Origin of the sequence: Buchnera aphidicola (Tetraneura ulmi), from assembly GCF_964058925.1 — a bacterium.
Lineage (GTDB): Bacteria > Pseudomonadota > Gammaproteobacteria > Enterobacterales > Enterobacteriaceae > Buchnera_D > Buchnera_D aphidicola_B.
This window is the reverse complement of the sequence record NZ_OZ060366.1, coordinates 165,423-192,384: the sequence shown is the minus strand read 5'-3', so window position 1 is coordinate 192,384 and position 26,962 is coordinate 165,423. Positions and strand designations below refer to the sequence as shown.

The following is a 26,962-nucleotide window of genomic DNA, read 5'->3' as shown; positions in this document are numbered from 1 at the left end:
TTTATTATTTATCTAAAAAAAGATGGAATGCTACTTTCGTAAAATGATATTTTAGACTCTTTTTTCATTGTTAAATCAATAGAATCCAAACCATTTAAAAGAATTTCTTTATTAAATTTACTGATATAAAATTCATATTTTTTTTTATGAATAATAATACTTTGATTGAATAAATCAACTATACACTTTATTCCAATATTATTTTTTACTAATTTAAATAAATTATCGATTATATCTTCCGGTAAGATTACTAATAATAAATTATTATTAACACTATTACTATAAAATATGTCTGCAAAACTAGAAGAAATAATTACTCGAAAACCATAATCTAAAATAGCCCAAACTGCATGTTCTCTAGATGACCCGCATCCAAAATTTCTTCTAGTTAAAAGAATGCTTGAATCAAGATATTCAATCTTATTCAAAATAAAATTCAAATTCTTTTTTTTTCTTTCTGTATCTAAAAATCTCCAATCATGAAATAAATACTTTCCAAAACCATCTTTAGTTGTCTTTTGTAAAAATTGTTTAGGAATAATAGCATCTGTATCAACATTATCAATATCCAGAGGTAATACTATTCCGGAATGACTTATAAATTTATTATTCATCATGTATATCCTTACAATGTTTTTTGTATTTTTAATGTTCTAACATCAACAAATCGTCCGTATAAAGCTGCAGCTGCTGCCATTGCTGGACTAACTAAATGAGTTTTTCCTCCTCTTCCTTGACGACCTTCAAAATTCCTATTACTAGTAGAAGCACATCTTTCTCCTGCAAGTAATCTATCTTCATTCATTCCTAAACACATAGAACAACCAGGTAATCTCCATTCAAAACCAGAATCAATAAAAATTTTATCCAATCCTTCTCTTTCAGCTTGTTTTTTTACTACTTTAGAACCAGGAACAATAATTCCTGTAACACCTTTACAAATTCGATTTCCAGCAACTAATGAAGCTACTAACCTTAAATCTTCTATTCTAGAATTAGTACAAGAACCAATAAAAACTTTATCAATCGATATATCTGTTATTTTTGTTCCAGGTAATAAATCCATATACTTCATTGATTGTTCTGCAGCAATTCTTTTATTCAAATTCTTAAACGAAGACATCTTTGGGATTGATTCATTGATCCCAACCACTTGTTCAGGATTAGTTCCCCAAGTAACTTGTGGAGTAAGATTAGAAATATCAAAAAATAAACTATTATCAAATTTAGCTCCTATATCTGAATTTAATGTATTCCAAAAAGTTATAGCAGAATCCCATTCTGAGCCTTTTGGGGCATATTTTTTATTATTCAAATAATTATATGTAATTTGATCTGGAGCTACTATCGCTGATTTAGCTCCCATTTCAATGGCCATATTACATAAAGTCATTCTACCTTCCATACTTAAACTAGAAACTGAAGGACCAAAAAATTCTACTACATATCCTGTTCCTGCAGAAATACCAATCTGACCTATGATATTTAATATTATATCTTTTGCTGTAATACCAAAATTTAGCTCTCCAGATATCGTAATTTTCATTGTTTTAGAACGAAATTGTTTTAAAGTTTGTGTGGCTAATACATGCTCAACTTCAGAAGTTCCTATTCCAAAGGATAAAGTCCCAAAAGCTCCGTGAGTAGAAGTATGAGAATCACCACATACAACTGTCATACCAGGTAACGTTAATCCTTGTTCAGGACCAACAACATGAACAATACCTTGATAAGAACTATTTAGATCGAATAACTGAATATTAAATTCTTTACAATTTTTTGATAACATATCCATTTGAATTTTTGCTAACTTTCCAGTATTAAAAATATTTTTGCTTGTGGTCGAAACATTATGATCCATAGTAGCAAAAGTTTTTTCTGGACGTCTAACTAATCTATTTTTATTCCGTAAAGAAGCAAAAGCTTGCGGAGAAGTAACTTCATGTAATAAATGTAAATCAATATATAAAATTGGAGGTTCATTATTAGATTCAGAAACAATGTGATTGTCATATATTTTTTGATATAAAGTTTTTTTCATTAAACTAATCCTTATTTTTTAAATAATCAGCAATTTTACTTCCCATACTACTAGTACTAAGAAGTATTTCATTGACATTTGTTGTCATAATATCAAAAGTTCTGTAACCATCTTTTAATACATCAATTACCGAAGATTCAATAGAATCTGCTATGTATAATAGTTTAAAACTATATCGAAATAACATCGAAATTGATAAAATTAATGCAATTGGGTTAGCAATATTTTTACCAGATATATCTGGTGCAGATCCACCTGCTGGTTCATATAGTCCAAAATTTGACTCATTTAAACTTGCAGAAGGTAACATTCCAATAGAACCAGTAATCATTCCACATTCATCCGATAAAATATCTCCAAAAAGATTAGGACATAACATTACATCAAAATCAATTGGATTTTTTATAATCTGCATACTAGCATTATCTACATATAAATGATTTAAAGATACTTCTGGATATTTTTTAGAAACTTTATTAATTACTTTTCTCCATAAAATTGAAGTTTCTAATACATTAGACTTATCAATAGAAGTAACCTTTTTTCTTCTATTTTTAGCCATCTTAAAAGCAACATTTGCTATTCTAGTTATTTCATTTTCATGATAAATTGCTGTATCAATAGCATATTTCTTTTTAAAACTATCTATTCTTTGTCCTTTTGGAGATCCATAATATATTCCTCCTATTAATTCTCGAATGCATAAAATATCAAATCCATTACTTACAATCTCTTCTTTAAGAGGAGATAAATGAGATAAACTCGAATATAATTTAGAAGGTCTGATATTAACATATAAATTCAATAATTTTCTTAACGGTAATAAAGATGCTCTCTCTGGTTGCTGTTCAACAGGAAAATGTTTCCATTTAGCACCTCCTACTGAACCGAATAAAACTGAATCCGACATCAAACAACCACTAATTGTATCTTTAGGTAAAGCTAATCCAAACTTATCAATAGCAATACCTCCAACAAAATATTCCTTTATATCTAACTTTAACTTAAACTTTTTTCTTATTACTTCCAAAACTTTAATTCCTTCTTCCATAATTTCAGGACCTATACCATCACCAGATAAAATAGCTAACTTATATTTTTTACTCATTTTCTATACCTCTATAAAAAAAATTTTTTATAAATTTTAGGAAAACCAAAATTAGATGGGTAATCTACATGAACAAGATATAAACCACGAGCTAATGCCGTAGGACCAGATAATTTTCTATTTTTACTTCTTAATATAGTATTAATCCAAGATACATTTTTTTTTTTTAATCCTATTTCAATCAATGAACCAACTATATTACGAACCATTTTATATAAAAAAGCATTTGCTTTTATTTCTATTATAACAAAAAATTTTCTCCTAAAAACATCTAATCTAGAAATGTTACGAAAAGCAGACTTTGATTGACAATTCTTAGCTCTAAACCCACTAAAATCATGTTCTCCTAAAAGATATTTAGCTCCATTAATCATTAATTTAACATCCAGTTCTTTAAAAATATGATTTAAAAAGTTTGAAAATAAACCGTTTCTATACGAACTGTTATAAATAACATATCGATATAATCTAGATAACGCACTATATCTAGCATGAAAATTAAAAGAAACAGTTTTAACCCATTGAACAGAAATATCAGAAGGCAAAAAAGAATTTATTCCTAAAATCCAAGAAAAATCTTCTCGAAAAGACGTTGTGTTAAAGTGTACTATCTGACCAATACTATGAACTCCAGAATCAGTTCTACCAGAACAAATAACGTTAATAGGATGATCTGCAATAATAGAAATTGCTGTTTCTAATTTTTCTTGAATAGTAGTAATTGTATTTTTTTGTTTTTGCCAACCATTATAATTAGTTCCATCGTATTCAACACATAAAGCAATTTTTTTTACTATTCTTTTTTTTTTCATGATAATTAATACTTTTATTTAAAACAATATGTAAAAATCTTATATTAAAAAATCTAATTCAATATAAAAAAATGTATTTTAGATAAATCTAATTAAATATTAAAATTAAATAGTAATATTTAATTCCTATTAAAACAATTCTCTTACTAATAAATTCTATAAAAAAATTATTTTAAATAAATAATCAAAAAATAATCTTATTTTTTAAAAAAAATGAAAAAAAAAATTAACTTAAAAAGTAAGTATTACTAAACAATATAAACTTTTTTATTTATACTAACAAATTGATTTTTATTTTAAAAAAATTATTTGAGAAAAAAAATGAAAAAACGAAAAACCAATAAAATTTCATCTTTAAGTATATTATCCATGGCTGGAGTAACCCCTTATAAAATTAAAAAAAACGAGGAGTATATGAATGAAAACCAAACAGAACATTTTAAAAAAATTTTGTTAGCATGGAAATATCAATTAACAAACGAAGTATATAAAACAATGTCTTATATGAAAGAAGAAGCAACAAACTTTCCTGATCCAATCGATAGAGCTACTCAAGAAGAAGAATTCAGTTTAGAACTAAGAAATAGAGATAGAGAAAGAAAACTTATAAAAAAAATAGAAATTACATTAAATAAATTAAAGGAAAATAATTTTGGATATTGTGAATCATGCAATATAGAAATAGGAATTAAAAGATTAGAAGCTAGACCTACTGCAAATTTATGTATAGATTGCAAGACATTAGCAGAAATTCGAGAAAAACAATTATTGGGTTAAAAAATAAAGATCAAAAGTACTATTTTGTACTTTTGATCAATTTTAAAACTACTAAAATAATTCCATGAAAGAACAGATAACTATATAGTCTTAAAAAGACTATATTTTATTTTTTTAATTTTGAATGAAAACAATAGCTGTGAATAATAAACCTAATGACATTAATTATTTATAAAAATTACAAATCTCTAACGAATAACAAAATAAGTAAAAATGCAATTAAAGTATTATTTCGATTAAAAAAAACGGGTTATCAATCTTATTTAGTTGGTGGCAGTGTAAGAGACTTAATCTTAGGAAAATTACCGAAAGATTTTGATATTGCTACTAATGCTACTCCAGAACAACTAAAGAAAATATTTAAAAACTGTCGAATAGTAGGAAAAAGATTTCGAATTGTACATATTATGTTTAAATCCGAATTTATCGAAGTATCAACCTTTAGAAAAAACTGTAATAAAAAATCAAAATATAAAAAAAACAAAAAAGTAAAAAAAACAATTAATGGAATGTTACTAAATGATAATATTTTTGGAAATATAGAAGATGATTATAAAAGAAGAGATATAACTATTAATGCACTTTATTATGATATTAATACTTCAAGCATACGAGATTACGTTGGGGGGATAAAAGATTTAAAAAAAAATAAAATAAGATTAATAGGTGACCCTGAAACTAGATATAGAGAAGATCCAATTAGAATATTAAGAGTCATTCGATTTTCAGTAAAATTAAAAATGGAAATTTCAAAAAGAACAGAAGAACCAATAACTAAATTAGCAATCTTATTAAGAAATATTCCACCTTCTCGATTATTTTATGAAATCAGTAAATTAATACAAACAGGAGAATTATATAAAATATATCAAAAATTTAAAAAATATAAATTATTTAATTCAGTTTTCTTTTTTTCAAATATTAAAATCAATTATGAAACTAAAAAATTAATTAAAAAAATTAGTATAAAAGCTATTAAATTAATTGATAAAAAAATAAAAAAACAAAAAAAAGAAAACGATGAAACAGACTTTTTATTTGCATCTATCCTATGGTATTTTTTAATAGAAACAAAAAAAAAAATACAAAAAGAAAAAAAAATAGAAAAAAAAGAAGCATTTTTAATTTCTATTGAAAAAATTTTAAAAAAAATTATTCCATATTTTAAGATACCAAAACAAATCTTATCAGACAGCAAAGAAATATGGAAGTTACAGTGGTTGTTAGAAAATAATTCTAAAAACAAAAAAATTATAAAAAAAATAACTAAAAAAAAAAAATTTAAACAATCTTATAATCTTCTGAAATTACGTTCAGAAATAGAAAAAAACATACAATTGAAAAAAATAAAAAAAATATGGAAAAAATATAAATAATAAAATTCTAATAAAAAAATTAATCACAAAAAACCACTTTTCCAATATAAGGCAAATGACGATATTTTTGAGCATAATCAATTCCATAACCAACTATAAAATCATTTTCAATAGAAAAACCAACATAATCTGCTGAAATCGTAACTTCTCTACATTGAGGTTTATCTAATAACGTACAAATAGAAATCGAACGAGGATTCCTTAACTTCAAAATGTTTAATACCTTTTGAAGAGTTAAACCGGAATCTATAATATCTTCTACTACTAAAACATTCTTATCAAATATATCTTCATCTAAATCTTTTAAAATTTTAATTTCTAAACTAGGAAAAACGTTGATTCCATAACTTGATATTGTCATGAAATCAACTTCATGAGTCACACTAATTGCACGACATAAATCAGCAATAAAAATAAAAGATCCTCTTAATAAACCAACAAGAATCATTTTAGTATTACTATTCTTATAATTTTTACTGATCTGTTTCCCCAACTCGTTAATTCTAGAATGAAGTTCAATTTCAGAAATACTTACTTTAATAATATGTTTCATACAAAAAAAATTGAATTTATATAATTAAAAACATAATTGTATTTTACTTTGTTTTTCTATTCAAATAATATTTATATATTTTTTTTATACTTAAATTGAGAAATTAAATATAAAAAATAAAAAATAAAAACCATTAAAAAATAAATTATCCTAAAATAAAATGAATAAACAACTAAAGAAAAAGAAACTGTAGTATGTTAATATTTAAAAACATTAATGTAAAAATTTTTCAAACCTGTGAAAAATAATAATTTTTTTATTATTCTAAAAAAATCTATTCAAATAAATTAAATCATATAAAAAAAATAAAAAAAATATTAATTTGGAGATAATATTTTGTATGAAAACACTTAAGTTTGGTGGAACATCTTTAAAAAATGCAAAAAAATTTTTAATTGTTTCAGAAATAATAATTAAAAATTCTGAAAAAGAACAAGTATCTATAGTCTTATCAGCACCAAATACTATTACTGACTACTTAACAAAAATAATAAAAACACCAAAAACAGAAAAAAAAATTTCAAAACAAATAAAACTTATTAAATTAATATTCAAAAAAATTATAGAAGAAATTAATAAAAATTTACCAAATTTTACAAATAAAGAATTTATTAAATTGATTGATTTAGAATTTCTAAATCTTGAAAATTTAATAAAAACAATATATTTGCTAAAAAAATGTCCAAAAAACATTCAAGCTTTTATTATTTCTAGAGGAGAAATATTATCAGTTGCCATTATGAATAGAATCTTACAATGTAAAGAAAAACATTCATTCGTTTTAAATCCTATAAAAAAAATATTAGCAACTGGAAATTATTTAAATGCAAAAGTAAACATTTTAAAATCTGAAAAAAAAATAAGAAATACAATAATTCCCAATAAAAATATTATTTTAATGCCTGGGTTCATCGCCGGAAACGAAAATCAAGAATTAGTTACTTTAGGAAGAAATGGTTCAGACTACTCTGCTGCAATTTTAGCCGTATGTTTAAAATCTAGTGTTTTAGAAATTTGGACAGACGTTAATGGTATCTATACTAGTGATCCTAGAGAAATACCAAAAACAAAGATAATAGAAAAAATATCTTATAAAGAAGCAACAGAACTATCTTATTATGGTTCTAAAATATTACATCCAAAAACTATTTTTCCTATTATGCAACGTAAAATCCCTTGCTATATTAAAAATACAAATCAACCTAGTTTAAAGGGAACGCTTATTTCTGATAAAAATTTAATTAAAATTAAAGAAAAAAAAAATAGTATTACTGGAATTACTCATATTGATAATATTTCAATGATTTCTATTAAAAAATCTATCAATAAAACTATAACAAACATAAAAAAAAGAATAGAATCGTTTTTCTATAAAAATGATATCTGGATTCCAATATCCACTAAATCATCCTCTGAAAAAAAAAATAATTATTACATTTTAGAAGAACAAATTCCAATTTTTCAATCTTTTTTAAAAAAAGAATTTAATTTAGAATTAAAAAATAATTTAAATATACCAATAAAGATTATAAAAAATTTATCAATCATTACAATTGTCGCAAAACAACTTAAAAAACAAACAAATATTTTTGAAAATATTTTTTTTGCTTTATCTTCCAAAAAAATTAATATTTATGACATATCATTAGGAAATTCAAAAAATTCAATTTCTATTGTTGTAGATCAAAAAAACGTCATTTCAGGAATAAATTCAATACATGAAAAAATATTTAATAAAAAAAATATAATAGAAATATTTTTAATAGGAATAGGAGGAGTAGGAAAAGCATTTTTAGAACAAATAAAAAAGCAAAAAGAAGAACTAAAAAAAGAAAAAATTTATATTTGTATACATGGAATAGCTAACTCAAAAAAATTTCTATTTAAAAAAGATGAAATTTGTTTAGATAAATGGGAAAAAAGATTAAATCTATCAAAAGAAAAATTTAATTTTGATAAATTTATTGAATGGAAAAACAACAATTTCTTTAGAAACCCAGTAATTATTGATTGTACTGCAAGCCAAAATATTACTAAACACTACATTAATTTCCTATCAAATGGATTCCATATAATAACTTCAAACAAACAATCTAATACAAATAATTATCAATTATATAAAAAAATTAGAGAAACTGCTTTTTTAAACAAAAAAAAATTTTTATACGAAACTAATGTAGGAGCTAGTTTACCAGTAATTAATAATCTTAAATATCTAATAAAAACAGGTGACAAATTAATAAAATTTAGAGGTATTTTATCTGGTTCTTTATCATTTATTTTTGGTAAATTAGATGATGAATCAACTACATTTTCAGAAGCAACAAAAAAAGCCAAAGATCTAGGTTTTACTGAACCTAATCCTAAAGAAGATTTATCTGGTTTAGACATAGCGAGAAAACTTGTAATTTTGTCTAGAGAATATGGATATTCTACTGAACTAAAAGATGTAAAAATTGATTCCATACTACCAAATAAAATCCATTGTATCGATGATATCGAATTATTCATGTTAAAACTAAAAAAAGTAAACAAAGATTTTAGTAAAAAAGTAAAAAATGCAAAAAAAATAGATAAAGTACTCAGATTAATTGGAACTATTGACAATAAAGGACAATGCCAAGTAAAAATTGAAAAAATTAAAAAAACTGATCCATTATATAATATAAAAAATGGAGAAAACGCATTAATATTTTATACAAAATACTATAATCCTATTCCTTTAGTACTAAGAGGATATGGAGCTGGAAACGAAATTACAGCTTCAGGAGTATTTTCAGATTTACTTAGAATACTATCATAGTATCTAAATAGGAATATAAAAAAATGATTAAAATTTATTCACCTGCTTCCATTGGAAATATTGGAGTAGGTTTCGATGTTTTAGGAGCTGCAATTGAACCAATAGATGGTACTAATCTAGGAGATAAAATTTCAATATCATCTAGTAATTGTTTTAAATTAGTTAATACTGGAACTTTTAAGCATCAACTTCCAAAAAAAGTTGAAGATAACGTCGTTTATAAATGTTGGGAACTTTTCTGCAAAAAAATAAAAAAAAATATTCCAATAAAAATTGTTTTAGAAAAAAATATGCCAATTGGCTCTGGATTAGGTTCTAGTGCATGTTCTATTGTAGGAACAATGACAGCACTTAACGAATTTTCAAAAACGAATAAACTTTCCAATAAAGAACTTATTATTTTAATGGGACAGTTAGAGGGAAATCTTTCAGGAAATATTCACTACGATAACGTTTATCCATGTTATTCAGGTGGTATACAAATAATTATACAAAAAGACGATATTATTGGACAAAATATTCCATATTTTAAAAATTGGTTGTGGATTGTTGCCTGGCCAGGAATAAATATATCAACTTTTCAATCTAGATCTATATTACCGAATACATATAGTAATTCTACATGTATTCAACATAGCAGAAATTTAGCAACTTTTATTCACGCATCTTATACTAATCAAGAAATACTAGCTGCAAAATCTATAAAAGATATTATTGCTGAACCCTATAGAATGAAATTACTTCCTAATTTTAAAAAAGTAAAATCTATGGTAAAAAAAGATGGAGCAATAAGTTGTGGAATATCTGGTTCAGGACCTAGCTTTTTTGCAATTAGCCAAGATATAAAAACAGCAAAAAAAATAGCTTCAACTTTAAAAAAAAACTATGTAAATAAAGATAAAGGATTTGTTTATATATGTAAAATAGACCAAAAAGGTACTAGGAAAATAGGATAATTAATGAAATTATATAATTTAAAAGATAAAAATGAAATAGTAAATTTTTCACAAGCTGTAAAATTAGGATTAGGAAAAAAACAAGGTTTGTTTTTTCCAACAGAACTTCCTATTTTAAACAAAGAAACACTTAAAAAATTATTAAAAATGGATTTTATAAATAGAAGCTCAAAAATTCTTTCAATTCTTATCGGGGATGAAATTAAAGAAGAATTTTTATTTAAATTTGTAAAAAAATCATTTTCTTTCCCTATTCCAAAACTAAAAAAAGTTAAAAAGAATATTTCTTGTCTAGAACTATTTCACGGTCCAACACTAGCATTCAAAGATTTTGGTGCAAGATTCATGGCACAAATATTGTCTCATTTAAATAAAAATGAAATTACAACAATACTAACTGCCACATCTGGAGATACTGGAGCTGCTGTAGCTCACGCTTTTTATAAAATTAAAAATATTCGAGTAATAATTTTATATCCAAAAGGTAAGATTAGTAAATACCAAGAAAAATTATTCTGCACTTTAGGAAAAAATATTACAACAATTGCAATAGATGGTACATTTGATGAATGTCAATCATTAGTAAAAGAAGCATTTAATGACTGTGAATTAAGAAAAATCACAGGACTTAATTCGGCAAATTCTATTAATGTTAGTAGATTATTAGCACAAATATGTTATTTCTTTGAAGCATATTCTTTAATTCCTGAAAAACAAAAAAAAAAAGAACTAATCATATCAATTCCATGCGGAAATTTTGGAAATTTAACTGCTGGGTTATTAGCAAAATCTTTAGGATTAAAAATAAAATCTTTTATAGCTGCCACTAATTCAAATGATACAGTTCCAAGATTTTTAAAAACAGGACTATGGAATCCAAAAAACACAATTTCTACTATTTCTAATGCTATGGATATCAGCCAACCAAATAATTGGATTAGAGTCGAAGAGTTATTTAAAAGAAAAAACTGGAATTTAAAAAAACTAGGTTTTGGAAGCGTTTCAGAAAAAGAAACAACATCTACTTTAAAAGAACTAAGAAACTTAGGATATGTATCCGAACCTCATGCAGCTATTGCTTTCAATCTTTTAAATAAAAAAATAAAAAAAAAACAATTTGGTTTATTTTTAGGAACAGCTCATCCTGCAAAATTTAAAGAAACAGTAGAAAACATTCTACAAGAAAAAATCAATATTCCAAAATCATTATTGATAAGAGATAAACTTCCACTTTTATCTAATAAATTAAAACTTAATTTTAAAAAACTAAAAGAATTTTTATTAAAAAAATAAAAAAAAAAAAAATTAATTTATGAGAGAGGAAAATTTTCCTCTCTTGTATTTTTTAAATATTGAATAAAAAATTTAAAATATCACCATCCTGTACAATATAATCTTTTCCTTCAATTCTAGTTTTCCCAGAATTTTTTGCTAATTTTTCTCCTTTGAAAGAAATAAAATCATTAAAACTAATAACTTTAGCTTTGATAAAACCACGAAAAAAATCACTATGAATCTTTCTTGCAGCTTCTATAACAGTACTATTTTTCTTTATAGTCCAAGACTTTATTTCTTTTTCTCCAACAGTAAAAAACGTATGAAGATTTAATAATTTTAATACAGAAAAAGAAATATCTTTAATTTGATCGGTAAAAAACTGTTTTTTTAATTTATTATTTACATTAAAACAAAAACATCCATTATTATCTTTTCCAAGCAAAATAGGAAAAACAGATTCTTTTGTGTTGAAATAATCATTAATTTGTTCAATAAAATAAACACTTCTTTTATTATTATTAACATTTGCAACATATAACATGGGTTTTATCGTTAAAAAATTAAATTCTTTAATGTATGATCTTTCTTCTTCACTTAAAAAAAGATTGTTTAACATACTTAAATTATCTAAATGTTTAAAACATTTTTCTAAAACTTCAATTTTTTTTTTATCTAAAATATTTTTATTTTTATTAATTTTAATTTTATTTAAAACTTTTACACAAACGTTGTAATCTGAAAGAACCAATTCAGAATTAATAATCTCAATATCTTCTATTGGTGATATTTTTCCACGAACATGAATAATAGAATCACTTTCAAAACAACGAACCATATGAACAATTGCGTCAGTATTACGAATATCAGATAAAAACTTGTTTCCTAAACCCTCTCCCTTAGAAGCTCCTTCTATTAATCCTGCTATATCAACAAATTCTACAAAAGTGTTTATTATTCTTTTTGTAGGCACTATTTTAGCTAATTTGTATAATCTAGAATCATAAATTGCAACACTTCCAAAATTTGGATGAATTGTACAAAAAGGATAATTTTCTGCATTAATATTCAAATTTGTCAAAGCGTTAAATAAAGTTGATTTACCAACATTTGGAAATCCTACTATTCCACATTTTAAACTCATTTAATTGATTACCATTTAAACTAACTAATTTTAAAAATAAAATTAATACATAAAAAAAATTAAAAGAACCTGTTTTCTATTTCTAGAATGTTTCTCTTTATAGAATTAACAATTAAAAAATGTTCATTTTTACTAGGTTTATCTAAAACATATTTAGAGATTTGATCTTTAAATAAAGGTCTTCCAATTCCAATTCTAACTCGATGAAAATAAATTTTTTTTTCGAAGTAAGATTTTATACTACGTAATCCATTGTGTCCTCCATGTCCGATTCCATATTTAATTTTTATATCACCAGGAAACAAATCTATATCATCATGAATTATTAACATTTCACTCAAACTAATATTATAATAAGAAGCAACAGAAAACACAGAACGACCATTTATATTCATATAAATATTTGGAATTAAAAACTTAATTTTTTTTTTTTTTAAAATTACATTAGAAACAAAACCAAAAAATTTTTTATTTTTTATAAACTTTTCTTTATATCTATTTACTAAACTATAAAGCATCCAAGATCCAACATTATGTCTAGTTTCTCCATAATATTTATTTGGATTAGATATTCCTACAACTAATTTAATTTTACAAATAAGCATCTTCCTTATTTTAAATTTTAAAAATTCAACTACTTTAAAAAAAATATTACTCTCAAGTAGAAATTAACTCCTATATAAAAAATAAACTAAATTTGAAAATTTTTAAAAAATAATAATAAACTATAAAATTAAGATTCAAAACGTTTAACTACTTTATTCCAATTTAAAACATTCCAAAATGCTTCTATGTAATTTGAACGATTATTTTGATATTTAAGATAATAAGAATGTTCCCAAAGATCTAAACCAATAATAGGTGTTCCAGAAGTTACCAATGAAATTTCTTTTCTCATTATTGGATTGTCTTGATTAGCCGTAGAAACAATAGATAATCTTTTATTATTATTATTTTCCATAACTAACCAAACCCAACCTGAACCAAATCTAGATAAAGCAACAGAATTAAATTTTTTCTTAAATTCTAAAAAACTACCAAAATTTTTTTCTATTACTTTTTTAAAACTAATAGAAATGTTAGTGCCTAAAGACAATCCTTTCCAAAAAAAACTATGATTAAAATGACCACCCAAATTATTTCTTAGTAATTGTCTTTTATCTAAATTATCTATCTTATTTAAATTATATAAAATATATTCAATAGATTTACCTGATAATTCAGAATTTATTGAATTTAATGCTAAATTAGAATTATTAATGTATGTTTGATGATGCCTTGTATGATGAATTATCATTGTCTGTTTATCAAAATAAGGTTCTAAAGCATCATAAGAAAAATCTAATTCTGGAAGTTTATAATTCATATTAACTCTCTATTTATAATAAGATATCAAAAATTATAAATTAGTATTTAATTCTAATCTAGATATTTTAGAAAACAAATACTAAAAAAATGTTTATACAATTTTGTTATACTTTTATATTGTTATTTTATTAACAGTATGTTAATTTTTTAAAAACATTTAAGATTTATAAATCTTACACTTAAAAAATAAAACAAAAACAAAATTGTATTAAATTAAATATTTTATAAAACGAGATCGAAATGTTTAAAGAAAATGAAATCAATACTTTAAGAAAAAGATTTCGAAACTTTTATCCTGTTGTAATCGATGTAGAGACTGCTGGATTTAATGCAAAAACTGATGCTTTATTAGAAATTGCTATTGTAACTTTAAAAATGGATGAACTTGGTTGGATAAAAAAAGAATCCTTACTACATTTTCATATAATTCCTTTTACTGGGTCTTCTATAAAAAAAGAAGCGTTAGAATTTAATAAAATCGATCCATTCAACCCACTACGATCCGCTGTTAGTGAAAAAGAAGCATTTAAAAATATAATTACGTTGATAAATAAAGGAATTAAAAAACAAAATTGCAAGAAAGCAATTATCGTAGCACATAATGCTACTTTTGATCATAATTTTACTATGGCTGCTATAAAAAGATCAGGGTTTAAAAATCATCCATTTCATCCTTTTGTAACCTTCGATACAGCATCACTAAGTGGATTAGTAGTAGGTCAAACTGTTTTAGCAAAAGCATGTAAAGCTTCAGGAATAATTTTTGATACCAATCAAGCTCATTCAGCTTTATACGATACTCTACAAACCGCAAATTTATTTTGTAATATTGTAAATAAATGGAAAAAATTAGGTGGTTGGCCTTTAAAAAATATAAATTATCGATCGAAGAAAAATAATAACTAATCATTGATTTTTTAATATTTATGTCCAATATTAATCTTATGATTTATTTTCTTTAACAGAATTTATAATTTTTTTTAATTTTCCATTTTTAAATAATTCTAATATTATATTACAACCTCCTACTAAATTTCCAGAAACCCATAATTGAGGAAAAGTAGGCCAATTTGCATAGATTGGCAATTCAGTTCGTATATCTGAATTTTTTAATACATCAATGTAAGCAAATCTTTTTCCAAAACTTGATAAAACTTTTACAGCTTGTGCAGAAAATCCACAACTAGGATGTTCTGGGGTTCCTTTCATATAAATAATAATTGGATTATTTTTTATTTGATTTTTAATTTTCTCAATTGTTTTCATTTTTTTTTTGTAAAAATTTCAATTAATAAATTGAACATTATCTAAATAATAAATACAAAAATTAAATTTGACAACAAAAAATTAAAGATAAATTTTTATAAATTACAAAAATTTAATAAAAAATTGTTCCATAATAATTATTATGGTATTATTAAATTAGAATTAAAAATTCTTTTTAAAATTATAAAAGGGGCTGTTTTTGGATTTGACAAATTTACTGAAAACTTAAGTGCATGTCGAGGATTTCGGTTGGCCTCGTAAAAAAACCGATAAAAAAATACTAGCAAAAACAAAAAATTACGCTTTAGCAGCTTAAAAAACTAGTTAAAGCCCTTCTTATTTATTCTAATCTTTCTCTTTTAGAAAAAATAAAAGTTTTTAGAAGGATAATTTTAAGAGAATGATTGTGAACAAATTCTGTAAATTCACAAATCATATAAAAAATTCAGAATTACTTATTATCTTTGATTCTGTACAAAATAATTGAGGAAAATATATACAGAATAAACATGTAGAACTAGAGTGGAAAGTGATTTGGACACGGGTTCGATTCCCGTCAGCTCCAAACTTATTAAGTTATATATTTTTTTAAAATATTTTTACTAAATTAATTTAATAAAATAAAAAAATAAAATTTAGTAAAAAAACTATTTAATTTAAATTAATAGAAGTAAAAAAAAATAAAAAAATTAAATTTTTTTAGACCAATGTAATTTTTTACTTAAAACATCGAAATAATTATAACTTTTAGGATGTATTAATTTAATAAAATTATTACCCTTACGAACCAAAACGACATCTGCAGGATCTAAAGATAAAACAATTTGACTATCACAACTAATTTTTAAAAAATCATTGTTATCATCATCTAAAAATTTTAATAAAACTAAACTTCTATTATTTATTACAATCGGTCTAGAAGAAAGTGTTTGAGGAAACATTGGAACTAATAAAATAGCTTCTAATGAAGTATCAAGAATAGGACCTCCAGCTGAAAGTGAATATCCAGTAGATCCAGTTAAAGTAGATATAATTAAACCATCGGACCTTTGAGAAAAAGCAAATTTTTTATCAATATATACTTCAAAATTTATCATATGCGCTACTTTTTTAGAATGCAAAACAACCTCATTAACAGCAGTACTTGTTTTTAAAAGAGAAGAACTTCTATATATTTTAACTTCTAATATAAAACGATTTTCTAAAAAATATTCTCCAGATAAAATTTTTAATAATTCTTCAAACATATTGTTTTGATTTAAATCAGCTAAAAACCCCAATTTCCCTAAATTTATTCCAATTAATTTTATTGAATAACGAGACAAAACTCGAGCTGCACTAAGCATATTTCCATCTCCTCCAATAATTATAGCTAAATCACAACAAGAACCAATTTTTTCAATCGTGCCTATATTTGGTTTTTTTAAACAAATATTAGAAACAATTGTATTTTCAATAAAAACTTTATATCCTATTTTAAATAACCAATGATATAAAATTTCATGTATAGAAAAAGCTGTTATATTTCTAGGAGATCCTAGAATCCCAATACAACTAATTTTTTTTTTCATATCTAATAATCCTAAAATTTTAAAATAGAAAAAATAATTTTTCTTGAAAGAACGATTTTTGTTCTACATAATAAAAAATATAAAAAAGGAAAAATTATATGAACGATAAAAATAAAAATTTTAAAAATGAAATTAAAAAAAAAAAAACGCAAAAAAATATTAAAAAAGATGAAAATTTTAAAAAAAAAGAAAAAAAAAATTCTATAACATCTGAAAAATCTGAACAAAAAAATAATAAAGTTACAAACAAAGAAAAAAATAATAAAATTGAAATAGAAAATCCATCAAGAAACCTTGAATTTTCAAAAGAAATAAAAATTAATTTACAAAAAAAAATTAATAATTTAAAAAAAAAAATTTTTGACGTTCAATTAAGAACTCAAGCTAACATAGAAAACTTGAAAAAAGATACACAAAAAAAAATAAAAGAAATAAAAAAACAAAAAAAAGAAGAAATTATTACTAATTTAATTCCTATTGTTGACAATTTTGAAAAAATTAATGAACAAATAAAAAAAAACCAAACTATAAAAAATGAAAAAATTATTGAAGGAATATCTTTAACATTATTTAATTTAAAAAATGATTTAAAAAAAATTGGTGTACAACCAATTATATTAAAAAACAAAATCTTTAATCCCAATTTTCATGAAACTCAAAATAAATTCAAATTTGATGAAAAAAAAATATATAAAATTAAATCAACTGTAAAAAAAGGATATATTTATAAAAATAAAATATTAAGGAAATCAATAGTTTTAATTGATGATTCCAAAAAAAATGAAAAAAAAATATAAACTATTTTCTAAAAATTAAAAATTAATTCGACCAATCAATTGTTTTTTTTCCTTGAATAGTTAAAATTCTATTAGTTTTTGAAAAGTGCCGACATCCAAAAAAACCTCGGTATGCTGATAAAGGAGATGGATGCGGCGCTTCCAATACAAAATGTTTACTTTTATCAATAATTTTTTTCTTTGATTGTGCATATTTTCCCCATAATAAAAAAATAATTCCTTCATGATGTCGATTAATTAATCTAATAATATCATTAGTAAAAATTTCCCAACCTATATTTGAATGAGAACCTGGTTTTCCTTCTTCAACAGTTAAAATACAATTTAATAAAAAAACACCCTGTTTAGACCATTTAGACAAACAACCATTTTCTTTTGAAATAACTGTATTAGGAATATCATTTTTTATTTCTTTATAAATGTTATTTAATGAAGGTGGTACAGATATCCCTCTTTCAACAGAAAAAGATAAACCATTTGCTTGATTTAAGTTATAATATGGATCTTGACCTAAAATAACCACTTTAATTTTTTTAAAAGGAACTTCAAAAAAAATACGAAAAACTTTACCTTTAGGGGGATATATTTTTTTTTTTAATCTTTCTTTATTAATAAAAAAAAGCAAATCATACAATTCTTTTTTTTTTAAAAAAACATCTTTCCAAGATAAATCAATAACATTCATTCTTTAAAATATCCTTAATACTGAAATATTAAAATTAATCTTTTATTTAATTAAAATATTTTAAAAAAATAAAAAAAATAATAAAATAAAAAAAGAAAAACAAAAAAATCTAAAATACATCAGTATTTTTGTTATAAAAAATAAAATTTTTTATTTTTATTAAAAAAAATAAAAAAACAAAAAAATAATTATTTTTATAAAAAATTTAAAAAAAAATTAGACATAAATTTTAAATAGGAAAAAAAATGGTATTAGTAAATCAAAAAGCACCAAACTTCATTGCTCCAGCAATTTCAAAAAATGGAAAAATAATAAATTCGTTCAATCTTAAAGACAACATCGATAAAAATGGGGCTATAATATTCTTCTGGCCTTTAGACTTTACTTTTGTATGTCCTACAGAAATATTAGAATTTAATTCGTTTTATACAGAATTTAAAAAAAGAAAAATTGAATTAATTGGAATATCTGTAGATTCAGTATTTACTCATAATGCTTGGAGAAATACTGAAATTTCTCAGGGAGGAATCGGAATGATTCAATTTTTTATGGTTTCAGATATAAAAAGAAAAATACAAAAATTATATGATGTTGAACATAAGGATACAGGCGTTTCCTTAAGAGCAACATTTATAATAGATGAAAATCAAATCGTTCGTCATCAGTCCATAAACGATTTACCGATAGGTAGAAATGTAAAAGAAATTTTAAGAATCACTGACGCAATCTATTTTAATAAAAAAAATGGAGAAGTATGTCCTGTTAACTGGAAAAAAGGAGATTTAGGAATTATACCAAATTCTAAAGGAATAAAAGATTACTTTAAAAAAACAATATTAAAAGATAAATAATTTTTAAAATCAAATTTAACTAAAAAAACATAAATGTTCCGTCAATTAAATTTATTTTTAATAATTAGGCTTAATTTAATTGACGGAAAAAAAACTAAAAAAACACTTTAAAAGTGCTAACTTAATAAAAATAATTATACAATATCATCATCATCATAACTAACATCATCATTTATTTCTAATTCAGAAGAAGAATCATCATCAAAAAAACTAGTATCATAAGATTCATTTTCTTCGTTTATAGAATGGTCTTCATCATTAAAAAAATGACTATTTTGATCATTGTCTTCATGAGATGAAAGATTTTCATCATCATTATCTACATTAGAAATATAAGTATTATCATTATTAACAGATGTAAATATTTCTTCTTCTACTGGATTTTTATTATTTTGAAACATATTAGTTAACATGTTTCCAACAACCATCCCTCCAGCTACTCCAACAGCAGTCTGTAAAGCATTACCCAAAAAGGTATTATTATTAGAACTAGAAAACCCAGAAGTAGCAGTAGAACCAACAGAATCATTGCTAGGTATGTTATTATTAACATATTCCTTAGGAATGGTATTCGATTTTTTTAAACTATTGAAATTACTATTTTTATTCTTATTATTTTTAAAAAAACCAGATAAAAAACTAGTTTTTTTATCTTTTTCTACAACTTTTTCTTTAAAATTAGTAATTTCTTTTTTCAATTCATTTATTTCTACATTTAATTTTTTTAAAACAGTTTCTTGTACTAAAACAGTTTGAATCAAGTAATATGGAGCGTTTTTTTGTTTTTCGATTAACGAATCAATCAATTCTTCTGCTGATTGGTCTCTTTTAGAAGATTTTTTTTCTACTTCCAATAATCGACTAAATAAACTTTCTATTAATATCTTTTCTTCTGTTTTCATAAATGACCTAAATATATTTATATTTCTGATATTAAAAAAAATTTTCCTAATAAAAAATTTCGCATAAAAAAATATAACTATTAATTAATAATAAATATATATATTTAATAATAAGAAAAAATATAAAATATATCTTAACTTATTTCAAATAATATAAACTATATATAATATTTTTCATCGTAAAAAAATCTTTTAATATACTATTTAGTTAGTTATATTATACATATATTTTCCTAATTTAAACTTCAACCATCAACTTATCAAGACAATAATTCTATGAAAAATAATCTTGCTAAAGAAATATTACAAATAAATATAGAAAAAGAACTAAAAAATTCTTATTTAGACTATGCTATGTCAGTTATAGTTGGAAGAGCACTTCCAGATGTTAGAGACGGTCTTAAACCTGTTCATAGAAGAATACTATTTGCAATGTATATTTTAAATAATTTATGGAATAAACCTTATAAAAAATCAGCAAGAATTGTTGGTGATGTAATTGGTAAATACCATCCACATGGTGATTCAGCTGTATATGATGCCATAATACGAATGGCTCAACAATTCTCTCTAAGATATACACTTATTGATGGTCAAGGAAACTTTGGTTCCATTGATGGAGATGCAGCAGCTGCAATGAGATATACTGAAGTAAGAATGTCAAAAATAGCTCATGAATTACTATCTGATCTAGAAAAAAAAACAGTTGATTTTATTCCAAATTACGATGGAACAGAATTTATTCCTAAAATATTACCAACAAAAATACCTAATTTATTAATTAATGGGTCTTCTGGAATTGCAGTAGGAATGGCTACAAATATTCCTCCACATAACATTACTGAAGTAATAAATGGATGTATAGCATATATTGATAACGAAAAAATAACTTTCCAAGATCTTATTAAACACATACCAGGTCCTGATTTTCCAACTTCAGGAATAATAATAGGACGTTCAGGAATTGAAACAGCCTATAAAACAGGAAAAGGAAAAATTAGTATTAGAGCTAAACATAAAATAGAAATAAATACAAAATCTAAAAAAAAATCAATTATTATAAACGAAATACCATATCAAGTTAATAAATCTAGATTAATAGAAAAAATTTCAGAATTAATTAAAGAAAAAAAAATTGATGGAATAAGCGCTTTAAGAGATGAATCAGATAAAGATGGAATGAGAATTGTAATAGAAATTAAAAAAGAAGCTATATCAGAAATTATTCTGAATCAATTATATTCTCTTAGTCAATTGCAAATTTCTTTTGGTATTAATATGGTTGCTTTATTTAATGGAAAACCAAAAAGATTATCTTTATTAGAAATTATTCGTTCTTTTATTTTACATAGAAAAGAAACAGTTACTAGACGTAGTATTTTTGAACTTCAAAAATACAAAAAAAAAATTCATATTTTAATTGGTCTCAGTATTGCTATAAAAAATATAACTTTAATTATTAAAATAATTCAATCTTCTAAAAATTCTTCGGAAGCAAAAATAAAACTATTATCAAAAAAATGGGAAAATAAAAATAAAAAAAAAACAATAACTTTAAATGATAATACTAAAAATTTAATTGATAAAAAAAAATTTAACTATTTTACTAAAAAACAAGCTCAATCAATTTTAGAATTGCGTTTAAGTAAACTAACAAATTTAGAATATGAAAAAATTATTGAAGAAAAAAATAACTTACTAGAAAAAACAAAAAAACTAAAAAAAATTTTATATAATCATAAATACATGATGGAAATCATAAGAAATGAACTATTAAATATTAAAAAAGATTTTGGAGATCAAAGAAAAACAGAAATTATAGCCTCAAAACAATCCGAAATTAATTTGGAGGATATGATTAATCCAAAAGATGTTGTTATTACTTTATCATATTCTGGATATGTAAAATATCAACCAATATCTGACTATGAAGCGCAAAAAAGAGGAGGAAGAGGAAAAACAGCTGCAAAAACTAAAAAAACAGATTTTATAAAAATATTATTAGTGACAAACACACTAGACACTATTTTATGTTTTTCAAACAAAGGTATTCTATATTGGATGAAAGTATATCAATTACCTGAATCTAGTAGAAATGCTCGAGGACGTCCTATAATTAATTTATTACCCCTACAAACTAAAGAGAGAATTACAGCAATTTTACCTATAAAAAAATACCAAGATAATATTAACATTTTTATGGCTACATCTCACGGTATCGTAAAAAAAACTGCCTTAAACGAATTTAATAGACCAAGAAATAAAGGAATTATAGCAATTAATTTAAAAAATAATGACGAATTAATTGGAATTGCCTTAACCAACGGAAAAAATAATATTATGTTATTTTCAGCTTCTGGAAAAACAGTACAATTTTCTGAAACTTCAGTACGAAAAATGGGAAGAACTGCATCTGGAGTTAGAGGAATGAAAATGAATAAAAATGACAAAGTTGTTTCTCTAATTGTACCAAAAAAACTACATAGTATTCTTATAGTTACAGATAAGGGATATGGAAAAAGAACAAAAATAACTGATTTTCCAATTAAATCCAGAGCTACAAAAGGAATGATTGCAATGAAAAAAACAAAAAAAAATGGAATCGTAATTGCTGCCATTCAAGTAGTAGATCACGATCAAATAATCATCATTACTGATGCAGGTAAATTGGTTAGAACTAGAGTTTCTGAATTAAGAATACTTGGAAGAAACACACAAGGAGTTATTCTTATAAGAACAACAAAAAAAGAAAAACTAGTTGCAATACAAAGAATAAAAAAAATTTTCTAAAAAATAAAACATCTTTTTAAAAAATAAAATTTTTAAAAATTAAATTCATAAAATATAGGAATATAAATAGTATTTATTTGGAATAAAATTATGTTTAAAAAAATATTTGTTATAAAAAGAAATAAAAAAAAAGAACTTATTAACCTCGATAAAATACATAAAGTTTTACAATGGGCATCAAGAGGTTTAGAAAACGTTTCTGTTTCTCAAGTAGAACTTAAATCAAGAATTCAATTTTATAACGGAATCAGTACAATAAATATACATGAAACTATTATAAAAGCAGCTGCTGATTTAATCTCTCAAGATTCTCCTGATTATCAATATATGGCTGCAAGATTGTCTATCTTTCATCTAAGAAAAAAAGCATACAATCAATTTGTACCTCCAAAACTATACGAACATGTAAAAAAAATGGTTCTTTTAAAAAAATACGATGAAAATTTATTAAAATATTACTCTGAAAAAGAGTTTATTGTAATGAATTCATTTATAGATCATTGGAGAGATATGAATTTTTCATATGCAGGAGTAAAACAATTAGAAGGAAAATATCTAGTACAAAATAAAACGACAGGTAAGATTTATGAAACTGCTCAATTTCTTTACATTTTAATATCTGCCTGTTTATTTTATAAATATCCTAAAAACAAAAGAATGAAATTTATTAAAAAATTTTATGATGCTGTTTCAACTTTCAAAATTTCACTACCCACCCCAATTATGTCAGGAGTTAGAACTCCAACTAAACAATTTAGTTCTTGTGTTTTAATAGAGTGTGCTGATAATTTAAATTCAATTAATGCTACAACTAATTCTATAGTTAAATATGTATCTCAAAGAGCAGGGATAGGAATAAACGCAGGACAAATAAGAGCATTAGGTTCTCCAATAAGAAATGGAGAAGCATTTCATACTGGATGTATCCCATTTTATAAACTATTTCAAAGTGCAGTAAAATCATGTTCTCAAGGTGGAGTAAGAGGGGGGGCAGCAACAATTTTTTATCCTATTTGGCATCTTGAAATAGAAAGTTTACTAGTATTAAAAAATAATAGAGGAGTCGAAAATAACAGAGTTAGACACGTTGATTATGCTGTTCAAATAAATAAATTTATGTATCAAAGATTAATAAAAGGAGAAATGATAACTTTATTTAGTCCTTCTGATACAAAAAAATTATACAATTATTTTTTTTCTGATCAAAAAAAATTTGAAAAACTATACTTAAAATATGAAAAAAAGAAAACAATTAGAAAAAAAACAATAAAATCTTTAGAACTATTTTCATTACTAATGCAAGAAAGAACTTCTACAGGAAGAATATATATTCAAAATGTTGACCATTGTAATACTCACAGTCCATTCAACCCAAAATATGCTCCAATAAGACAATCTAACTTATGTTTAGAAATTACACTTCCAACCACTTCATTGAATGACATTAATGATAAAAACGGAGAAATAGCATTATGTACTTTATCAGCTATAAATTTAGGAACTATTAGTCATATTAAGGAAATTAAAAATCTTTCCGAATTAATAGTTCGAGCATTAGATTCAATTCTAGATTATCAAGATTACCCAATATTAGCCGCAAAAAAATCTTCTACTAAAAGACGATCTTTAGGAATAGGAGTAACTAATTTTGCATATTATTTAGCAAAAAATAATGTAAAATATTCTGATGGTAGCGCGAAAAAAATAACGCATAACACCTTTGAATACATACAATATTATTTATTGAGAGCTTCTTGTAAATTAGCTAAAGAATTTGGTGCATGTGATTTATTTTATCAAACCAATTATCATAAAGGAATATTACCAATAGATTCTTATAAGAAAGAAATTGACGAAATATGCAATGAACCACTACAATTAGATTGGAATAAATTAAGAAAAAAAATAAAAAAATATGGGTTAAGAAATTCTACATTAACAGCAATTATGCCATCAGAAACATCATCACAAATTTCTAATTCAACAAATGGAATTGAACCACCCAGAGGATTTATTAGTATTAAATCTTCTAAAGACGGAATATTAAAACAAGTAGTTCCAGACTATACAAATTTAAAATCAAAATACGAATTACTTTGGAATATTCCAAACAATATTGGTTATTTACATCTAGTTGGAATAATGCAAAAATTCGTTGACCAATCCATATCTGTAAATACAAATTACGATCCAAAAAAATTTAAAAATAACAAAATTCCAATGAAAAAACTAATAAAAGATTTACTAACAGCCTATAAATTAGGAATAAAAACTCTTTATTATCAAAATACTAGAGATGGATCAAATGAATTTTCTGAATTTAATTATAATAATAATTTATCTTCTGAAGAAGAAAATAACTGTTCTAGTGGATCTTGTTATATATAAAAATGAAAATTTAAAAAAATATCTTTGAATTTAAAATTAATAATCAGGAACTAAATAAATGAATTATAGTACTTTTTCAAAAAAAAAAAATAATCAACTACAAGAACCAATGTTTTTTGGACAAAATGTAAACATATCTAGATATGATCAGCAAAAATATTCTATTTTTGAAAAACTAATTGAAAAACAATTATCTTTTTTTTGGCGACCAGAAGAAATTGATTTAACACAAGATAGAATTGATTTTAAAAAATTACCTGCTCATGAAAAACATATATTTTTAAGCAACTTAAAATATCAAACTTTACTGGATTCTATTCAAGGTAGAAGTCCTAATATTGCTTTTTTACCAATTATTTCTATACCTGAATTAGAAACTTGGATAGAAACTTGGTCTTTTTCAGAAACGATTCATTCTAGATCTTATACTCATATAATAAGAAATATTATAAATGAACCATCATTAATATTTGATGATATTGTCAGTAATAAATTTATTAAAACCAGAGCACAAGACATTGCAAATTACTATGATAAATTAATAAAATCAATACAATATTGGTATATTTTTGGACCAGGAATTCATACAATTAATAAAAAAAAAATAAACGTAAATTTAAACTATGTAAAAAAAAAATTATACTTATCTTTAATTAGCGTTAATGCTCTAGAAGCAATACGTTTTTATGTCAGTTTCGCTTGTTCATTTGCATTTGCTGAAAGAGAAATTATGGAAGGAAACGCAAAAATAATTAGATTAATTGCAAGAGATGAAGCATTACATTTAACCAGTACTCAATATATAATTAATATTCTTCAAAATCCTAATAATAACGAAAATATGTCAAATATAACAAAAGAACTAAAAAATGAAGCTAATTTATTGTTTCTAAAAGTAGCTGAACAAGAAAAAGAATGGGCTAAATATTTGTTTCAAGATGGATCCATGTTAGGATTAAATAAAGATATCTTATTTCAATACATCGAATATATTACAAATATACGTATGAATTCAATAAATTTATGTTCTCCATTTAAAAATACTTCTAACCCAATTCCTTGGATTAACTCTTGGTTATCTTCAGATAACTTACAAGAAGCACCACAAGAAACAGAAATTAGTTCCTATTTAGTAGGACAGATTGATTCTTCTATCAATCTAAAAAAAGATTTTAAAAAATTTAAATTATAAAAAATGAAAATTATAACTATAACAATAAAAACTAACAATATGAAAAAAATTATTTATAATTCAAAAAAAAAAATATTGTTAAAAATATTAGAAAAAAACAATATACCAATACAATATAATTGCAGAAATGGATTTTGCGGATCTTGTAAAATTCAACTAATTTCTGGAAAAATTTTATATTGTAAAAAAAAAAAACCCATTGCTTATTGTAATTTTAAAGAAATTTTACCTTGTTCTTGTTTTGTAATAGAAAATATTATAATAAAAATATAATTTTTTTAAAATATTACTCATATAAAAATCTTTT

Annotated in this window: 24 protein-coding genes and 1 other RNA gene; 13 read left to right on the top strand and 12 right to left on the bottom strand. The window is 23.4% G+C overall.

Translation table 11 applies throughout. The features are described 5' to 3' along the window. Positions 1-8: 8 nt before the first annotated feature. From leuD to truA, 4 genes are read right to left on the bottom strand one after another with little or no spacing between them, the layout of a single operon-like run. Positions 9-614, bottom strand: a complete 606-nt coding sequence (gene leuD, locus AB4W66_RS00880; RefSeq protein WP_367675017.1) for a 3-isopropylmalate dehydratase small subunit — start codon at positions 612-614, stop codon at positions 9-11. A gap of 11 nt (positions 615-625) precedes the next feature. After that, complete coding sequence (gene leuC, locus AB4W66_RS00875) at positions 626-2,041, bottom strand: 3-isopropylmalate dehydratase large subunit (RefSeq protein WP_367675016.1); 1,416 nt, start codon at positions 2,039-2,041, stop codon at positions 626-628. Between the two features lie 4 nt (positions 2,042-2,045). Further along, positions 2,046-3,149, bottom strand: coding sequence for a 3-isopropylmalate dehydrogenase (gene leuB / locus AB4W66_RS00870; protein WP_367675015.1), 1,104 nt, complete (start codon positions 3,147-3,149; stop codon positions 2,046-2,048). Between the two features lie 11 nt (positions 3,150-3,160). Then, positions 3,161-3,961: a tRNA pseudouridine(38-40) synthase TruA gene (truA, locus tag AB4W66_RS00865; protein WP_367675014.1), complete on the bottom strand. Its 801-nt coding sequence runs from the start codon at positions 3,959-3,961 to the stop codon at positions 3,161-3,163. 321 nt (positions 3,962-4,282) lie between these two features. Between truA and dksA the strand changes: the two genes are divergently transcribed. After that, positions 4,283-4,738 (top strand): RNA polymerase-binding protein DksA, encoded by a 456-nt coding sequence (dksA, locus tag AB4W66_RS00860; protein ID WP_367675013.1) that lies wholly within the window; start codon positions 4,283-4,285, stop codon positions 4,736-4,738. Between the two features lie 155 nt (positions 4,739-4,893). Beyond that, on the top strand, positions 4,894-6,114 hold the full coding sequence (gene pcnB / locus AB4W66_RS00855) for a polynucleotide adenylyltransferase PcnB (protein ID WP_367675012.1): 1,221 nt from the start codon (positions 4,894-4,896) through the stop codon (positions 6,112-6,114). A gap of 19 nt (positions 6,115-6,133) precedes the next feature. Here the strand turns inward: pcnB and hpt are convergent, their stop codons facing one another. Next, the gene (hpt, locus tag AB4W66_RS00850; protein ID WP_367675011.1) at positions 6,134-6,667 is read right to left on the bottom strand and encodes a hypoxanthine phosphoribosyltransferase; all 534 of its coding nucleotides are present in this window, start codon (positions 6,665-6,667) and stop codon (positions 6,134-6,136) included. Positions 6,668-7,007: 340 nt separating this feature from the next. Between hpt and thrA the strand changes: the two genes are divergently transcribed. The 3 genes from thrA to thrC are packed head-to-tail and all read left to right on the top strand — an operon-like array spanning position 7,008 to position 11,719. Then, the gene (thrA, locus tag AB4W66_RS00845) at positions 7,008-9,470 is read left to right on the top strand and encodes a bifunctional aspartate kinase/homoserine dehydrogenase I (protein WP_367675010.1); all 2,463 of its coding nucleotides are present in this window, start codon (positions 7,008-7,010) and stop codon (positions 9,468-9,470) included. A 23-nt stretch (positions 9,471-9,493) separates the two neighbouring features. After that, positions 9,494-10,426 (top strand): homoserine kinase, encoded by a 933-nt coding sequence (gene thrB, locus AB4W66_RS00840; RefSeq protein ID WP_367675009.1) that lies wholly within the window; start codon positions 9,494-9,496, stop codon positions 10,424-10,426. A gap of 3 nt (positions 10,427-10,429) precedes the next feature. After that, complete coding sequence (thrC, locus tag AB4W66_RS00835; RefSeq protein WP_367675008.1) at positions 10,430-11,719, top strand: threonine synthase; 1,290 nt, start codon at positions 10,430-10,432, stop codon at positions 11,717-11,719. A gap of 52 nt (positions 11,720-11,771) precedes the next feature. On the opposite strand, the gene ychF is transcribed toward thrC, so the two are convergent. The 3 genes from ychF to AB4W66_RS00820 all read right to left on the bottom strand — a co-directional run bounded on the left by ychF (position 11,772) and on the right by AB4W66_RS00820 (position 14,211). Beyond that, complete coding sequence (ychF, locus tag AB4W66_RS00830) at positions 11,772-12,845, bottom strand: redox-regulated ATPase YchF (protein WP_367675007.1); 1,074 nt, start codon at positions 12,843-12,845, stop codon at positions 11,772-11,774. A gap of 59 nt (positions 12,846-12,904) precedes the next feature. Next, positions 12,905-13,450 (bottom strand): aminoacyl-tRNA hydrolase, encoded by a 546-nt coding sequence (gene pth / locus AB4W66_RS00825; protein WP_367675006.1) that lies wholly within the window; start codon positions 13,448-13,450, stop codon positions 12,905-12,907. A gap of 128 nt (positions 13,451-13,578) precedes the next feature. Continuing rightward, a complete protein-coding gene (locus AB4W66_RS00820) occupies positions 13,579-14,211 on the bottom strand; it encodes a Fe-Mn family superoxide dismutase (RefSeq protein WP_367675005.1) in 633 nt (210 codons plus the stop codon). Positions 14,212-14,453: 242 nt separating this feature from the next. Here AB4W66_RS00820 and rnt point away from each other — a divergent pair, with 242 nt between their 5' ends. Then, a complete protein-coding gene (gene rnt / locus AB4W66_RS00815) occupies positions 14,454-15,119 on the top strand; it encodes a ribonuclease T (RefSeq protein ID WP_367675004.1) in 666 nt (221 codons plus the stop codon). Between the two features lie 36 nt (positions 15,120-15,155). On the opposite strand, the gene grxD is transcribed toward rnt, so the two are convergent. After that, positions 15,156-15,479, bottom strand: coding sequence for a Grx4 family monothiol glutaredoxin (grxD, locus tag AB4W66_RS00810; protein ID WP_367675003.1), 324 nt, complete (start codon positions 15,477-15,479; stop codon positions 15,156-15,158). 189 nt (positions 15,480-15,668) lie between these two features. Between grxD and ssrA the strand changes: the two genes are divergently transcribed. Further along, positions 15,669-16,045: a transfer-messenger RNA gene (gene ssrA, locus AB4W66_RS00805) on the top strand. 123 nt (positions 16,046-16,168) lie between these two features. Here the strand turns inward: ssrA and nadK are convergent. After that, positions 16,169-17,050 (bottom strand): NAD(+) kinase, encoded by an 882-nt coding sequence (gene nadK, locus AB4W66_RS00800; protein WP_367675002.1) that lies wholly within the window; start codon positions 17,048-17,050, stop codon positions 16,169-16,171. A 98-nt stretch (positions 17,051-17,148) separates the two neighbouring features. Between nadK and grpE the strand changes: the two genes are divergently transcribed. After that, positions 17,149-17,847, top strand: coding sequence for a nucleotide exchange factor GrpE (gene grpE, locus AB4W66_RS00795; protein WP_367675001.1), 699 nt, complete (start codon positions 17,149-17,151; stop codon positions 17,845-17,847). Between the two features lie 22 nt (positions 17,848-17,869). On the opposite strand, the gene ung is transcribed toward grpE, so the two are convergent. Next, positions 17,870-18,523, bottom strand: a complete 654-nt coding sequence (gene ung, locus AB4W66_RS00790) for a uracil-DNA glycosylase (RefSeq protein WP_367675075.1) — start codon at positions 18,521-18,523, stop codon at positions 17,870-17,872. A 254-nt stretch (positions 18,524-18,777) separates the two neighbouring features. On the opposite strand from ung, the gene AB4W66_RS00785 reads away from it, so the two are divergent. Beyond that, positions 18,778-19,383, top strand: a complete 606-nt coding sequence (locus AB4W66_RS00785) for a peroxiredoxin (RefSeq protein ID WP_367675000.1) — start codon at positions 18,778-18,780, stop codon at positions 19,381-19,383. Between the two features lie 134 nt (positions 19,384-19,517). Here AB4W66_RS00785 and AB4W66_RS00780 read toward each other — a convergent pair whose 3' ends face one another. After that, positions 19,518-20,285, bottom strand: coding sequence for a DUF2076 family protein (locus tag AB4W66_RS00780; protein WP_367674999.1), 768 nt, complete (start codon positions 20,283-20,285; stop codon positions 19,518-19,520). A 276-nt stretch (positions 20,286-20,561) separates the two neighbouring features. Here AB4W66_RS00780 and gyrA point away from each other — a divergent pair, with 276 nt between their 5' ends. From gyrA to yfaE, 4 genes are all read left to right on the top strand, one after another. Further along, positions 20,562-23,075 (top strand): DNA topoisomerase (ATP-hydrolyzing) subunit A, encoded by a 2,514-nt coding sequence (gene gyrA / locus AB4W66_RS00775; protein WP_367674998.1) that lies wholly within the window; start codon positions 20,562-20,564, stop codon positions 23,073-23,075. Between the two features lie 90 nt (positions 23,076-23,165). Then, the gene (gene nrdA / locus AB4W66_RS00770; RefSeq protein WP_367674997.1) at positions 23,166-25,463 is read left to right on the top strand and encodes a class 1a ribonucleoside-diphosphate reductase subunit alpha; all 2,298 of its coding nucleotides are present in this window, start codon (positions 23,166-23,168) and stop codon (positions 25,461-25,463) included. 58 nt (positions 25,464-25,521) lie between these two features. Beyond that, on the top strand, positions 25,522-26,655 hold the full coding sequence (nrdB, locus tag AB4W66_RS00765) for a class Ia ribonucleoside-diphosphate reductase subunit beta (RefSeq protein ID WP_367674996.1): 1,134 nt from the start codon (positions 25,522-25,524) through the stop codon (positions 26,653-26,655). 3 nt (positions 26,656-26,658) lie between these two features. Continuing rightward, positions 26,659-26,928, top strand: coding sequence for a class I ribonucleotide reductase maintenance protein YfaE (yfaE, locus tag AB4W66_RS00760; RefSeq protein ID WP_367674995.1), 270 nt, complete (start codon positions 26,659-26,661; stop codon positions 26,926-26,928). Positions 26,929-26,962: the final 34 nt, after the last annotated feature.

Excerpts from the sequence above, each read along its gene's own strand:
- leuD (WP_367675017.1), bottom strand. The coding sequence starts at position 614 with ATGAATAATAAATTTATAAGTCATTCCGGAATAGTATTACCTCTGGAT.
- leuC (WP_367675016.1), bottom strand. The coding sequence starts at position 2,041 with ATGAAAAAAACTTTATATCAAAAAATATATGACAATCACATTGTTTCT.
- leuB (WP_367675015.1), bottom strand. The coding sequence starts at position 3,149 with ATGAGTAAAAAATATAAGTTAGCTATTTTATCTGGTGATGGTATAGGT.
- truA (WP_367675014.1), bottom strand. The coding sequence starts at position 3,961 with ATGAAAAAAAAAAGAATAGTAAAAAAAATTGCTTTATGTGTTGAATAC.
- dksA (WP_367675013.1), top strand. The coding sequence starts at position 4,283 with ATGAAAAAACGAAAAACCAATAAAATTTCATCTTTAAGTATATTATCC.
- pcnB (WP_367675012.1), top strand. The coding sequence starts at position 4,894 with ATGACATTAATTATTTATAAAAATTACAAATCTCTAACGAATAACAAA.
- hpt (WP_367675011.1), bottom strand. The coding sequence starts at position 6,667 with ATGAAACATATTATTAAAGTAAGTATTTCTGAAATTGAACTTCATTCT.
- thrA (WP_367675010.1), top strand. The coding sequence starts at position 7,008 with ATGAAAACACTTAAGTTTGGTGGAACATCTTTAAAAAATGCAAAAAAA.
- thrB (WP_367675009.1), top strand. The coding sequence starts at position 9,494 with ATGATTAAAATTTATTCACCTGCTTCCATTGGAAATATTGGAGTAGGT.
- thrC (WP_367675008.1), top strand. The coding sequence starts at position 10,430 with ATGAAATTATATAATTTAAAAGATAAAAATGAAATAGTAAATTTTTCA.
- ychF (WP_367675007.1), bottom strand. The coding sequence starts at position 12,845 with ATGAGTTTAAAATGTGGAATAGTAGGATTTCCAAATGTTGGTAAATCA.
- pth (WP_367675006.1), bottom strand. The coding sequence starts at position 13,450 with ATGCTTATTTGTAAAATTAAATTAGTTGTAGGAATATCTAATCCAAAT.
- AB4W66_RS00820 (WP_367675005.1), bottom strand. The coding sequence starts at position 14,211 with ATGAATTATAAACTTCCAGAATTAGATTTTTCTTATGATGCTTTAGAA.
- rnt (WP_367675004.1), top strand. The coding sequence starts at position 14,454 with ATGTTTAAAGAAAATGAAATCAATACTTTAAGAAAAAGATTTCGAAAC.
- grxD (WP_367675003.1), bottom strand. The coding sequence starts at position 15,479 with ATGAAAACAATTGAGAAAATTAAAAATCAAATAAAAAATAATCCAATT.
- nadK (WP_367675002.1), bottom strand. The coding sequence starts at position 17,050 with ATGAAAAAAAAAATTAGTTGTATTGGGATTCTAGGATCTCCTAGAAAT.
- grpE (WP_367675001.1), top strand. The coding sequence starts at position 17,149 with ATGAACGATAAAAATAAAAATTTTAAAAATGAAATTAAAAAAAAAAAA.
- AB4W66_RS00785 (WP_367675000.1), top strand. The coding sequence starts at position 18,778 with ATGGTATTAGTAAATCAAAAAGCACCAAACTTCATTGCTCCAGCAATT.
- AB4W66_RS00780 (WP_367674999.1), bottom strand. The coding sequence starts at position 20,285 with ATGAAAACAGAAGAAAAGATATTAATAGAAAGTTTATTTAGTCGATTA.
- gyrA (WP_367674998.1), top strand. The coding sequence starts at position 20,562 with ATGAAAAATAATCTTGCTAAAGAAATATTACAAATAAATATAGAAAAA.
- nrdA (WP_367674997.1), top strand. The coding sequence starts at position 23,166 with ATGTTTAAAAAAATATTTGTTATAAAAAGAAATAAAAAAAAAGAACTT.
- nrdB (WP_367674996.1), top strand. The coding sequence starts at position 25,522 with ATGAATTATAGTACTTTTTCAAAAAAAAAAAATAATCAACTACAAGAA.
- yfaE (WP_367674995.1), top strand. The coding sequence starts at position 26,659 with ATGAAAATTATAACTATAACAATAAAAACTAACAATATGAAAAAAATT.